General features: G+C 63.8%; 12 protein-coding genes. 11 read left to right on the top strand and 1 reads right to left on the bottom strand.

Features of this window, described 5'->3' with window-relative positions; all coding sequences use genetic code 11:
- The first annotated feature begins 27 nt into the window (after positions 1 to 27).
- The 10 genes from AOT83_RS20200 (at position 28) to AOT83_RS20155 (ending at position 10,182) form a co-directional block, all read left to right on the top strand.
- Entirely contained in the window at positions 28 to 1,215 is a 1,188-nt protein-coding gene (locus AOT83_RS20200; RefSeq protein ID WP_057965239.1) for an MFS transporter, read from the top strand.
- A 313-nt stretch (positions 1,216 to 1,528) separates the two neighbouring features.
- Positions 1,529 to 2,398 (top strand): TauD/TfdA family dioxygenase, encoded by an 870-nt coding sequence (locus AOT83_RS20195; RefSeq protein WP_046252481.1) that lies wholly within the window; start codon positions 1,529 to 1,531, stop codon positions 2,396 to 2,398.
- Complete coding sequence (locus AOT83_RS20190) at positions 2,395 to 2,949, top strand: FcoT family thioesterase (RefSeq protein ID WP_030095699.1); 555 nt, start codon at positions 2,395 to 2,397, stop codon at positions 2,947 to 2,949. Before AOT83_RS20195 ends, AOT83_RS20190 begins: the two co-directional genes overlap by 4 nt.
- A gap of 28 nt (positions 2,950 to 2,977) precedes the next feature.
- Positions 2,978 to 4,492: an AMP-binding protein gene (locus tag AOT83_RS20185; protein ID WP_057965238.1), complete on the top strand. Its 1,515-nt coding sequence runs from the start codon at positions 2,978 to 2,980 to the stop codon at positions 4,490 to 4,492.
- A gap of 4 nt (positions 4,493 to 4,496) precedes the next feature.
- A complete protein-coding gene (locus AOT83_RS20180; RefSeq protein WP_057965282.1) occupies positions 4,497 to 4,736 on the top strand; it encodes an acyl carrier protein in 240 nt (79 codons plus the stop codon).
- Positions 4,733 to 8,908, top strand: coding sequence for an AMP-binding protein (locus tag AOT83_RS20175; protein WP_057965237.1), 4,176 nt, complete (start codon positions 4,733 to 4,735; stop codon positions 8,906 to 8,908). Before AOT83_RS20180 ends, AOT83_RS20175 begins: the two co-directional genes overlap by 4 nt.
- A gap of 31 nt (positions 8,909 to 8,939) precedes the next feature.
- A complete protein-coding gene (locus AOT83_RS20170) occupies positions 8,940 to 9,248 on the top strand; it encodes a PE family protein (RefSeq protein WP_030095695.1) in 309 nt (102 codons plus the stop codon).
- Between the two features lie 38 nt (positions 9,249 to 9,286).
- Positions 9,287 to 9,580 carry a type VII secretion protein EsxS gene (locus AOT83_RS20165; protein ID WP_030098163.1) on the top strand — a complete coding sequence of 98 codons (294 nt, stop codon included), beginning with the start codon at positions 9,287 to 9,289 and terminating at the stop codon, positions 9,578 to 9,580.
- Positions 9,581 to 9,604: 24 nt separating this feature from the next.
- Positions 9,605 to 9,895 (top strand): WXG100 family type VII secretion target, encoded by a 291-nt coding sequence (locus AOT83_RS20160; protein WP_005062633.1) that lies wholly within the window; start codon positions 9,605 to 9,607, stop codon positions 9,893 to 9,895.
- Between the two features lie 62 nt (positions 9,896 to 9,957).
- Positions 9,958 to 10,182 carry a heavy-metal-associated domain-containing protein gene (locus AOT83_RS20155; RefSeq protein ID WP_030094173.1) on the top strand — a complete coding sequence of 75 codons (225 nt, stop codon included), beginning with the start codon at positions 9,958 to 9,960 and terminating at the stop codon, positions 10,180 to 10,182.
- Between the two features lie 27 nt (positions 10,183 to 10,209).
- Here AOT83_RS20155 and AOT83_RS20150 read toward each other — a convergent pair whose 3' ends face one another.
- A complete protein-coding gene (locus tag AOT83_RS20150) occupies positions 10,210 to 11,016 on the bottom strand; it encodes a class I SAM-dependent methyltransferase (RefSeq protein ID WP_057965228.1) in 807 nt (268 codons plus the stop codon).
- 166 nt (positions 11,017 to 11,182) lie between these two features.
- Between AOT83_RS20150 and AOT83_RS20145 the strand changes: the two genes are divergently transcribed.
- The gene (locus tag AOT83_RS20145) at positions 11,183 to 12,595 is read left to right on the top strand and encodes a PPE domain-containing protein (protein ID WP_057965227.1); all 1,413 of its coding nucleotides are present in this window, start codon (positions 11,183 to 11,185) and stop codon (positions 12,593 to 12,595) included.
- Positions 12,596 to 12,712: the final 117 nt, after the last annotated feature.

The following is a 12,712-nucleotide window of genomic DNA, read 5'->3' as shown; positions in this document are numbered from 1 at the left end:
CACCCCGCGGAGCCGAGCGCCCCGTCCGTGCTCCGTAGCGTCCCCTTCCTGCGGTTGTGGACAGGCACCACTGCCTCGGGTTTGGCGACCTGGATGTTGCCCATCGTGCTCGGATTTGCGGTCCTCGACGGAACCTTGTCGGCAACCGCGCTAGGTCTGGTTCTCGCCGCCCGGACCGTCGGGTTCTTGGCGGCAGTCCCGCTGGGAGGCGTTCTCGCGGATCGCTATTCGCGACGTGGCGTGATCGCGGTGTCTTCGATGCTGGCAGCAGTGGGGCATCTGGTGATCGCGGGAGGTATCCACCATGTGATTGCGATTCCGGCAGCGGCCGCGGTGCTGGCTGGGGCAGGGCAGGGTGCGTGCCGGCCTTCCTACCAGGCGTTGACCGCTGAGGTGGTCGCGGTGTCGCAGCGTCAGCAGGCGAATGCCGCCATCACCATTGCCGTGCGGGTGGTGACGCTCGTCGCGCCTGGGGTGGCGGCGTTGGCTGCCGCCCGGCTGGGGGTGGCCCCGCTGCTGATAGTTCTCGCGGGATTGTGGCTTCTGTCTGCGCTCGCACCGCCGGCGGGCCGTGGCCGAGCCGAGGTGGCTGGTTCAGGGTTCACCGTGTTCAGCGACTTCGCCGACGGGTTCCGAGAGGCTCGCCGTCACCCGTGGTTCCTCGCGGGCCTGGCGGCGTTGACCGCGGTGATCGCGACCGGCTATTCGGCCACCGGGGTTGCGCTGCCGTTGGTAAGTCGTGACCGCTATGGGACTGAAGTGCTGTTAGCAAGCGCGACAACGGCATACGTCGCCGGAGCGCTTATCGGCGCGATCCTTATCAGTCGTTGGCGCCCGCGTAACCAAGGCTGGGCGGCGCTCGCAGGCCTCGCGCTTTACAGCGCGGCACCGCTGAGCTTGATGCTGCCCGTGCCTCTGGCGATCGTGGTGATGGCCTACGTGATCACCGGTATGGGCATCGAACTTTTCAATGTTCCCTGGTTTACCGCCACCCAGCGCGAAGTCGAACCCGACAAGCTGGCCCGGGTGTCTTCTCTGGACTTTCTGCTGTCCTACGGTTTGGCGCCACTGGGCCTGGTGATCATCGCCCCGGCGATGGATCACTTCGGTAGCGCGCCGGTGCTGGCAGTGTGTGCGGCGGTTTGCTTGTTGGCGCCTGCCGCTGCGGCCTTGACGCCGAGCTCACGGCACTTTGGCCAGGCGCCTCGCTCCTGAGAGCAGTCGGTGCTCTGCAGTGAGTCGTGCCGAATGCCCCCGAAGTTCCTGAGACGAAGGTCACCGCGACGGACGCTACCTCCCGGTGATTGCGGTCTGGTCTCCAAAACCGCAGGGCAATAACGAATTATCCGCTGTGGTTCGTGGTGTCGCGCTCACAGAAAACTACTGCTTCGTCAAGTCTTGGGAACTATTTCGGTCATCGAATCGACTGCTGTGTTAGTGGTCGCCGGTAGTCGGCGGCCGGGCGGTGAGACCGAAGGTGCCCATCCAATCGCCGAGAGGCGAGGGCTGAATCAGGAATAGGGAGTCGATGACGCTCAATGTGAAGGGCGAGGGACTGGGCACGCAGGTCACGGGGATCGATCCCGGGAACCTGGACGGAATCACCACACAGGAGATCCGCGAACTCGTTTACCGGAACAAGCTCGTCGTCCTCAAGGATGTTCATCCCTCACCCGCGGAGTTCATCCAGCTGGGGAGATTGATCGGGGAGATAGTGCCCTATTACGAGCCGGTGTATCACCACGAGGACCACCCGGAAATCTTTGTCTCGTCTACGGAAGAGGGACAAGGAGTTCCGCGGACCGGCGCATTCTGGCACGTCGATTACATGTTCATGCCGGAACCCTTCGCGTTCTCCATGGTGGTGCCCTTGGCGGTGCCCGGGAGTGATCGGGGAACCTATTTCATCGATCTCAACAAGGTGTGGGAATCGTTGCCGAGCACGGTAAAGGACTCTGTGCGTGGGACGTTCAGCACACACACGCCCCGCCGCTACATCAAGATCCGGCCCAGTGATGTCTACCGGCCCATCGGAGAAATCCTGGCCGAGATCGAAAGGGTCACACCGCCCCAGAAGTGGCCCACGGTGATCAAGCACCCGCAGACGGGGGAAGAGATCCTCTACATCTGCGAGGCCGGCACCGAGACGATCGAGGACGGGGATGGAAGGCTACTCGATGCTGCGCTGCTTCAGCAGCTACTCGAAGAGTCGGGGCAGCTCGATCCCGACTACGCGTCGCCCTTCATCCACGCCCAGCACTACGAGGTCGGGGATATTGTGCTGTGGGACAACAGAGCTCTTGTTCACCGCGCAAAGCATGGAACAGCGGCGGGCACGCTGACGACCCACCGCCTGACCATGCTGGACGGTCTTGAGACACCCGGATACGCAGCGTGAGCGCGGTCGCGGCGACCCTGTCGGTACAGACCGGGCTGCCTTCCACCGGCATGGCGCCGATCGACGAGGAGCTACTCGGCAGGGTGCTTGAGCCATATTCCTATAAGGGATGCCGCTATCTGTCCGATGCCGAATACGGAATCACCTCGGATGCGGTGCACGCGCAGGGCAATTTCGCGATCAATGAGTCCGCCTATATCCGGAGCACGGGGCACTTCAACGCCGTCGAGTTGGTGCTGTGCTTCAACCAGCTGGCGTACTGTGCATTCGCTCAAGGTGTTGTCAACGACGATATCTGGGCATTCCGGGGCTGGTCGATCGATGACTACTGCCAGAACCAACTCGCCAACATGCTGATCAAGAGCACGTCGTCCCGGTTCCGGCGGCTGGTCAACGCGCAGCGGTTCTCCGCCCGCCTACAGGCCCGCAATTTCCACATCGTCGACCGGTCGTGGCGTTATCTCCAATTCCACAGCACCATCGAATTCTGGGACCAGGACGGAGGATCCGCGGCCGGAGAGTTCGAGCTCGCGGTCCTGAACATCCCGTAGCCCCCGACAGGAAGCGTCTCCCTCTGCCATGTCCGCGCCACCACCCACCGTTTGGGAACGAGTCCTCGAGCAGGCCCGTATCCGGCCAGATCTCATCGCCCTGCGCCGCAGTGACGGCACAGGTGCCGTGAGTTACGCAGAGCTCGTCGCCGAGGTCGGAGGGCTCGCCGCGGCCCTTCGGGCACAGTCGGTGATTCGGGGATCACGGGTTGTGGTGCTGTCGGACAACGGACCCCAGACGTACCTTTCGGTACTCGCGTGTGCGCAGCTCGGCGCCATCGCCGTCATGGTGGACAAGGACCTGCCCGCCGCCGCCATCGCGCGGTTCTGCGAAATCACTGATCCGGCCGCGATCCTCCCGGATGCGGCTGAGGCGACCGGCGGGCTTGATGACCCGAATCGCGACATAGATTGGCCGGCAACGCATACCGGAAGTAACGCCGACGACCCGCTCGCGATGATCTTCACCAGCGGAACGACAGGTGAACCGAAGGCCGTGCTGCTCGCTCACCGCACGTTCTTCGCTATCCCGGATATCCTGCGCGATGAGGGGCTGAGCTGGATCGACTGGGTCGCGGGCGAGACGAGCTATTCGCCGTTACCGGCAACGCATATCGGTGGGCTCTGGTGGATTCTCAACGGCCTGATGCACGGCGCATCGTGTATCACCGGCGGCGAGGGTGGGGCATCGTTGATGGACCTGCTGGTGGGCAATGAGGTGGCGACTGCTTGCCTGGTGCCCACCCTCTTGACCAGGTTGGTGTCCGAACTCAGAATCACCGGGCAAGACGTTTCCTCGTTGCGGTTCATAGCCTATGGCGGCTCACGGGCGATCCCTGACGATGTGCAGTTCATCGAAGCCGCGGGGGTGCGAACGGCTCAGGTCTATGGCCTGAGTGAAACTGGTTGTACCGCACTGTGTCTGCCCACCGACGAGGAATCGCTCGCCAGGATCGAGCAGGGTGCGGTCGGCCGTCCCTATCCTGGGGTGCAGACCTTCCTCTCGGACAGCGAGACCGGCGGACCCATGGACGGCGGCACCTCTGCGCCGTACGGCACGCTGTGGATCAAGTCGCCGGCCAACATGCTCGGTTACTGGGGAAATCCCGACCGTACCCGTGAGGTACTGGCCGACGGATGGGTGAACACCGGTGACCTGGTGGAGCATCGTGACGATGGTTTCTTCTACATCAGGGGGCGTTCCTCGGAGATGATCATCTCCGGAGGGGTCAACGTGGTACCGGACGAGGTTGACAGGATCGCCGAAAGCGTTGCAGGCGTGTGTGAAGCGGCGTGTTACGAGATACCGGACGAGGAGTTCGGCGCGCTGGTCGGTTTGGCGGTGGTACCGGCCGCGCAGCTTGACGAGCTGGGCACCGTTGAGCTTAAGCAGCGGATCGCGGCCACATACCGCCATGAATCCGAGTCGATGGCCAGGCCGTCGATCATCGCAGTAGTCGCAGATATCCCGCGGACGAAGTCCGGCAAGGTCATGCGTTCGGCATTGGCCGCCTCGCTGAATGGGGCACTGACGCGTGCCTGACAACGTGCGGAACCGGATCGTGGCGGCCGTCTGTGACGTGCTGTACATCTCCGAATCGGAGCTTTTCGACGGCGATGCCACTGATCTTCGGGAGCTGGGTCTGGACTCGGTCCGTTTCGTGCTGTTGATGAAACAGCTGGGCGTAGCCCGAGGGTCGGATCTGCAGAAGCGTTTGGTCTCGGATCTCTCCGTTGCCGGATGGGTGCAGGTGTTGGAGCAGGCGCAGCCAGAGGGCGTCACATGACGCTGGCGGTGGAACCTCGAGTTGACCGGGTGTCGTTGAGCAGGTCCCAGCAGAACATGTACAACGGCGCGTCGCAGGCCGATGACCCCCGGCTGTATCTGATCGGGAAGAGCTACCGGCTTCATCCCATCGAGGGTCCGGTGTTCATGTCCGCGCTGGAAGCGGCAGTAGTCGCCAACGCGGTCCAGCTGTGTGTCCTCGAACACGTGCCAGGCGAATCCCGCTACCCAGAACTGGTGCGGCGATTGCAGTTCGGCGACATCGTGCAGACGGCTACGGACACGGGTGCTCCGACAACACGGGGCGCTGACGAGCTTGTCCGCATGTGGTCAACAGACCTCGAAGCCAAGCCGCTCGTGCGCTACACCGTCCATACCGGAACGGACGGGCGCGTGGTGGGGCTCGACATCCACGCGCACCACCTCCTGCTCGATGGCGGCGCCATCGCGGTGATAGAGACCGATCTCGGCCGACAGCTAGCGGGCTTGACGCAGACCGAAACCCCATGTCCGAGAGAATCTCTAGCGAAGATTTCTGAGGCGCACAGCCGCGAGGCCACCAAGACAGACGAATCGTTGCGACGGTTTGGCCAGGCAGTGCAGCGCGAACTCGCCGACGCATCCCACACCGGCGGATACGGACATGACGCGGGCGGTGGGCCGTTGGGGGCGGCCAGAGGTGTTCTGCGAGAGTCATTCACGCTATCCGGCAAGGCCTTCGAGAAGGTCGAAACGCTGTCCGAAGCCAAGCAGGTGCCATTGAACATTCTGGTGGCGGCGGCCGCGATCGCAGTGGATGCAAGTCTGCGGCAGAGCACAGCCACCCTGCTGATCCATGCGGTAGACAACAGGTTCGCGGAACCCGACCTGAACGTAGCAACCTGCCTGGTCAATTCGATCGCGCATCCGGTCCGTTTCCCTGCTTTTGCCTCTGTGCAGGATGTCGTACACGCGCTGGACCGTGACTATGTCAGAGCCTCGCGGCGCCGGTGGCTCCGCGAGGAACAGTATCGCCGAATGTACCTGGCAATAAACAAGACCTCGCACGTCGAGGCGCTGACCTTCAACTTCATCCGCGAGACGTGCGCACCCGCCCTTCGCCCGTTCCTGTCGGCGGCGCCTTACGCAACCGATATCGGTCCGGTGGAAGGCACGACCGTGTCGTGCGTCGTCGACGAGGAACAACGAACACTCACCTTGTCGATCTGGAACCGCGCGGACGTGGGCGACGCGAACACGCCGCCGTTGTGGATGGCCGAACGGATCGCGGCGGCGCTGGGCTCGATGGAAACCATGTGGCACTTACCGATCGCCATGACGGTGAACGAGTGGTTCGGAATCGGTGTCGATGGCACACGACGCCGTGGTGATGAATGTGTGCGGGCCGAGGCAGCCGCGACGCCCGCCTGGTTCCTTGATGCCGGCGGTGACGTGGACCGGTTCCTTCGGGGGCGGCAATTCGTCCAGCCGTGGATCGCCTGGTTGGTCACGGGCGGGGTCGCGCCGGGCGACATCGTGGTGTGCGTTGACGACGACACCGACAAGACCGTAGACCTTCTGATCGCCTGTCATCTCGCAGGCTGCGGATACAGCGTGTGTGACAGCGCGAAAGATATGCCGCTGCGCGCCGATTCCGTCACCGAACATGGTGGTGGTGGTGCCGCAACACACGTTGTCGATACCGCCGCGCCGATCCCGATGAACCTGGATGGTGCGACGCGGCGTCTCGTCGAAGAGCGCACCGAGGCGGTGGTGCGGGACGCCGGCCTGGCGACCAGGACGGCGTACATCATGGCTACCTCCGGGTCGACCGGTCGGCCCAAACTCGTGCCGGTAACGCATGGCGCGCTCGCACTGTTCGCCCGCGCGGCCGCGAACGCCTACGGCTGGGAGGCGCGGGACAGCATCCTCCAATGCGCACCGTTGACATCGGATATCAGTGTGGAGGAGATATTCTGCGGCGCGGTCTCTGGTTTGCGGATAGTCCGTTCTGCGGCAATGAAATCCGGAGATCTGGTTGCGCTCGTTCGGGACATCCAGGTGCTGGAACCGACCCTGATCGACCTGCCGACCGCCGTATGGCACCTGCTGTGCGATGACGCCCAGTCGCTGGCGTCGATCGGTTGTTCTGCTCTTCGGCAGGTGGTCGTCGGCGGTGAGGCGATCCGTCCGAGCGCAGTCGACACGTGGCTGGACTCGGCCGGTCCGCAGGGTGTCTCACTCGTCTCGAGCTATGGTCCGACCGAAACCACTGTCGTCGTCACGTATCTACCGATCGACGGTGCGCGGCACGGCGATAGTTCCGAGCGGCTTCGGGTGGGTCTGCCGGTGGTGCCCAACACGGTCTTTGTCGCATTCGGTGAGATCGTGGTTGTCGGAGAAACCGTTTCGGCAGGTTACCTCGGGACATCGGGCGACAGCTTCGGTGTGGTCCGCACCGCCGATGGCGCATCCCGGAGGGCATTCGCCACCGCCGACCGCGTCGTGTTCGACGAGGATGGATTCCCCGCCTTCTCCGGGCGCCGCGACGCCATCGTGAAGATTTCCGGGAGAAGGATTGACACCGCCGCGATCGTTCGATGTGTCGGCGAGGAACCCGGTATCGCCGATGCCGGAGTGGGGGTACACCGGGGCGCGCTGGTGGTGTGGTTCCAGGCTCGTAAAGGCCTGAACGACAACGAATTGGCGACGCGGATCAGGCGACTTCTGGTGGACTCGGGTGTCTCTTCGTTCTTTGTGGTGAGTGTGTCGCGCATCCCACGTAAGCCCAACGGCAAGATCGACGACGAACGCTTGCGGACCATGCCACAGTTTGTGGACGCAGCGCCGGACGAGGAAGCGACCATCGCGACAGCCGCCGGTCTCGCACGAATCTGGAGCCGGCACCTCGGGCGGGAAATCCGGGCGGAGTCGTCGCTCCTCGCCGAGGGAATCGGTTCGCTCGACCTGATCAGAATTCTGCCGGACACACGCCGGTATCTCGGCCGTCAGCTGTCCGTACTCGATGTGATCAGCGCCGACAGCGCCGCCTACCTCGCGGCGGCGGGTGCGGCGGCCGACCAGCTCGGTGCCGCCGACACCGCGTGCGAGATCGGCGCAGACTTTGAACGGCTGACGGCAACGCCCCGCGTGACGGTGTTGAATGGCAACAACTCCCGGGCCAACGCAGACGGGCCGATCGTGGTGTTGGGAGCATCCGGGATCGTCGGAACCGGGTTCGCCCGCGCCACACTCGACCTAAAACGCGATGGCGCGCTGCGTCCGGACGTCGTGTTGGTGACGAGGTCGGAGCTCCCCGATTCCGGACCATGGCCGGCCCTCCGGGCTGTCGATGGAGTCAGGGTTCAGCATGTTGGTACGGGGTTCGGCCCGCAGGCACTGGACACATTGATGCGCGAGAACGGGGCGCGCACGCTGGTCAACTGCATTGGAAACACCAACATGTTGGCCCCCTATCGCGATATCCGGGACGCCAACGTGCAGTGGGTGTCTGCCGCCGTGGACATCTGTGCGGCACGCGATGCCCGGTTGATTCACATGTCGACCTTCGTCGTCAACGCGGAGTTTGATGCCGCACGTGTCACCGATCCACGTGAGGCGCTCTATCCCTACGCGGCGTCCAAGGCGCTGGCCGAACTGGTGGTCGCGGCGTCACCGCGCGGGCTTGACTTCACGCTAGCGCGGCTGCCAAGGGTTCTCGGGGAGGCCGGTCAATTGGTCGACAGTGCCGATGTGCTGGTGTCGATCGCCGATGCATGTATTGCCCTGCGGGCCTGTCCTTCTGTCTCGCTGACCGAAGAGGTCACCACGGGGTACGCCGCGGCGACGTCCATCCTTGGCATGGCGGGTGAACCGTCGGCACTCGGCCGGGGCATCACCGTGGTGCGCGGTATGGAGGTCCGCTATGCCGAGTTCCTCGCGGGGTTCGGCCTCGATGAGCTCGAGCTGAGTGAATGGAAGCAACTGCTGGACGGTAGTGATTGGGCCAAGCGAAATCCACGGCGATGGTCGGTGATTGACGCCTGGGCCGGGTTGGGGCTGCGGCTCGGCTCGCAGACCTATGCGGACCATCTCGCCCGATACCCGACGATTTCCCTCGACGCGGCGGTATCAGAACTTGGCACAGTACCGGAGTCGATCCGAGATCTACTCGTGCAGGGATGTTCTCAATGACCGATGTGGGATCAGAGAAGGAGAATTCGCCATGTACCTGAACGTCGTTCCCGAGGGGCTGACAGCCGCCAGTGCCGCGGTAGAAGCCCTGACCGCACGGCTCGCCGCGGTGCATGCCGCCGCGGCCCCGGTGATCGGCGCGGTGGCACCACCGGCCGCCGACCCGGTATCCATCCAGAGCACGGCCGTCTTCAGCGCCCATGGCATCGAGCGCAACGCTGCCGCGGCCGGTGCCGTCTACGAGCTGGGAAGGGCCGGAGTCGGGGTGACCGAGGCCGGCGCGGGTTACACCGTCGGCGATATGCATGCTGCCGCAACGTATATGCCGGGAATCGCCTAGTTCCCGGCGCAATCCACCACACAACGAGAGGTAGTTTCATGAGTTTGCTTGATGCGCACATTCCGGCCCTGGTGGCTGCGGAGGGCACCTTTGGTGCCAAGACTGCTTTGATGCGTTCGACTATCTCGCAGGCGGAGTCGGCGGCGTTGTCGGCGCAGGCGTTTCATGTCGGTGAGTCTTCGGTGGCTTTCCAGGCCGCGCACGCCCGGTTCGTGGAGGTCGCCGCGAAGGTCAACGCGCTGCTCGATATCGCGCAGATCAACCTTGGTGATGCCGCCGCCACCTACGTGGCCGAGGATGCCGCCGCCGCCAGCCGTTACGTCGGTGTCTAAGACCGGACTTTTGAGGAGATAGAAATGTCGCAGATTACTTTCAACTACCCCGCGATGCTGGCCCATGCCGGTGAGATGAACACCTATTCCGGTGTGCTGACCGCCCTGGGTGCTGACCTGGCCGCTCAGCAGGCTTCCCTGCAGGCGGCCTGGCACGGTGATACCTCGATGAGCCAGGCCGCTTGGCAGGCTCAGTGGAACACCGCGATGGAAGAACTCATCCGCGCTTACCGCGCGATGGGCTCCACCCACGAAACCAACACCTTGTCGATGAACGCCCGCGACATGGCCGAAGGCGCCAAATGGGGCGCATAAACGCCTAGAAGGTTTCGTTCCATCAAATCCGTTGTGAACAAATATCTCAGGAGGAAAACACGATGTCCGAGCAGATTTTCGCCATCAGCGGGATGCACTGCAACTCATGCGTCATGGGAGTGACCGAGGCGCTGACCGCACTCGATCCGGTGCGTGAGGTATCCGTCGACCTGGATCCCAAGGGCGCCTCGACCGTGCGTGTCCTGACTGACAGTGTGCTGTCGGTGGAAGAAGTGCATGACACGCTCGTCAGGGCCGGTGGCGATTTCGCTGTCGCCGCCGGATAGCGGCCGATCGCCGAAAGATCTTTTACCTCAGCCGAACTCGATTACCGTGTGAGGTGCGCGCAGCCGGTGCAGGCCGGGCAGTGCATAGAGGAGAGGGCCGGCCCAGCGCAGCACCTTGCCACGCCCCGCCGGCATCCGCAGCTCGCACACGCTGCGGATGCCGGGAATGGCGCGCAGCTCACCGTACTGATTGGCGGTGAACGAGAACGGCATCGGCGGCACGGTGTATTGCTCACTGAGTCTCATGCCGCGTTGCGAGTGTGCGCTCAGGAACTTCGGCACCGAATCGAAGATCAACCTGCCGCCGGGAAAACGCCTGGCGCACTCGGTGATCAGATCGAACACCGGCTCACGCTCCAGATACTGGAAGAGGCCCTCGGCGGTGATCAGCACCCCATTGGAGTCATCCACCCGATCCATCCACGAGTAGTCGAGCGCGGATTGGGCGCTGTAGCGCAACCGCTCCGATCGCGGAAGAAGCTGCTGGCGCAGCCGCACGATGGGCTCAAGGTCTACCGACAACCAGGTGAGTTCGCCATTGTCGACGCGCCAGAAACTCGTCTGCAATCCTTCGGCCAACGCCACTACATTCGCCCGGGGGTGTTCCGCCAGGTACTCCTGCGTTGCCTTGTCGAATATCAAGGCACGCAAGGCAGTAGCTTGATGGATGCGGCCAAAGTGCTGAAAGTCGTAATCCAGGCCGGCGTGCAGCGCAACGGCCATCGGGTCGTCGATGATGCCGTCCGGCCGGGCCGCTTCCGTCGCCCGCTGGTGCAAGGTGAGCAGCGCGGTCTCGGACACACCGTCGAGATGTCGAGCGTCGATGACTGGCATGGGGCCGACTGTACGGGACGGTGACACTGCGTGGGAATTCCTGGCGCGCAACGATAAATGTGATTTCAGACGCGGATTCTGGTTGTGTGGGAACTTTTCGGTACTCAGTACGACTACTCCAACTGTGGCGTGAAACTGTTGCGCCCATTAGGCAGGGAGGCGGCGTGTGACGGCACCGATATGGATGGCGGAGCCTCCGGAGGTGCATTCGGCGCTGTTGAGTGCGGGACCCGGTCCGGGGGCGGTGCTTGCCGCTGCCTTGCAGTGGCAAGAGATCGCGGACAACTACGCGCGCACGGCGGTTGAACTGACCCAGATCTTGGCCGGGGTACAGGCAAGTAGTTGGCAAGGGCCCAGCGCATCGGAGTACGTGGCTGCCCACGTGCCGTACTTGGCATGGCTCGAGCAGGCCGCTGTCGAGAGCGGTGTCATTGCCGCGCAACACGAAGCAACGGCGGCAGCCTACGGTATCGCGCTCATGGCAATGCCGACCTTGGTGGAGCTTGCCGCCAACCATGTCACACACGCAGTGCTGGTGGGCACGAACTTCTTTGGAATCAATACCATTCCGATCGCGCTCAACGAGGCCGACTATGTCCGGATGTGGGTGCAGGCGGCAGCCACCATGAGCACGTATCAGGCGACCACGGAGGCCATGACCTCGGCGATCCCGCCGACGCAACAGGCACCACCGATTCTCGCGCCCGGCGGCGAAGCGCGCAGTGACCAGTCGGATATCCCGGGCTCACCGGACCAGATCTCGAAGATGCTGCAGGGATTCCAGCAGTGGTTCGAAAAGATGGGCTTCAACCCGGCGACCTCGGCGGTGCTGGCGGTGATCATGCTGTTCCTTTACGACCTGCTCTGGTACCCGTACTACGCCTCGTACCTGCTGCCGTTCCTCATTCCAGCCCTCAGCGGGCTCAGCGGATTGGCGGCGTTGATACACCTGCGTCCCGCTCCGGCGGCGGTTCCGGCTCCGGCACCGGCCCCATCAGCTGAGCGGCCGGTGTTCCGCGCTGTGCACCGTCCGGAGCCGGGTGTGGCGGCCGCAGCGCTGCCGGCCATGTCCGTCACGCCGTCGGGAGGCTCGTCGGCGATCACTCCCACATCGAGCGGGGCTGCGCCGGCCCCGTCTCCCGCGCCCGCGCCGTTGAGTGGAATCACTTATGCCATACCCGGTTTAGTGCCACCTGGAGTGAGCTTTGGTCCCAAGGGTGCCGCGAAGTCGTCGGAGAATGCCGTCGACACCGTCGATGCCGCGGCAGCGGCAAGCGCGACGGCGCTAGCCCAGGCTCGACGCAGGCAGCGCGCCAAGAACAAGGCCCGCATCGGAGGCCAACGTTACGAATACCTGGAGGAGACAGCCGGAATGGGCGCGACGGTCGGGCACTCCGCCGAGACTGTCGAGCGCGCGGCCACGAGCAGAGGCGCCGGCCCGCTGGGATTCGCAGGTACCGTGCGCGCCGCCACGGATACGCACAGCGCCCGGACCGTCAGACTCGCTTCCGATGACACCCGGCAGGTGGCTCCCATGCTCCCCAGTACCTGGGAAATAGAAGACACGGAACGTTCGTAGCCGTCTTACCTGTGTTTATAAGTAAAACTTTGGAGCTGTTCACGGATTAGTCACTACTCGCGCCCGTCGTTGCGCAGAACAATCGAAGACAGTCACCGGAAGTGCGGCGGTGGCGTT

It is taken from the genome of Mycobacteroides sp. H001 (genome assembly GCF_001440005.1).
GTDB classification, from domain to species: domain Bacteria; phylum Actinomycetota; class Actinomycetes; order Mycobacteriales; family Mycobacteriaceae; genus Mycobacterium; species Mycobacterium gwanakae.
This window is presented reverse-complemented; position numbering and strand designations above follow the sequence as displayed.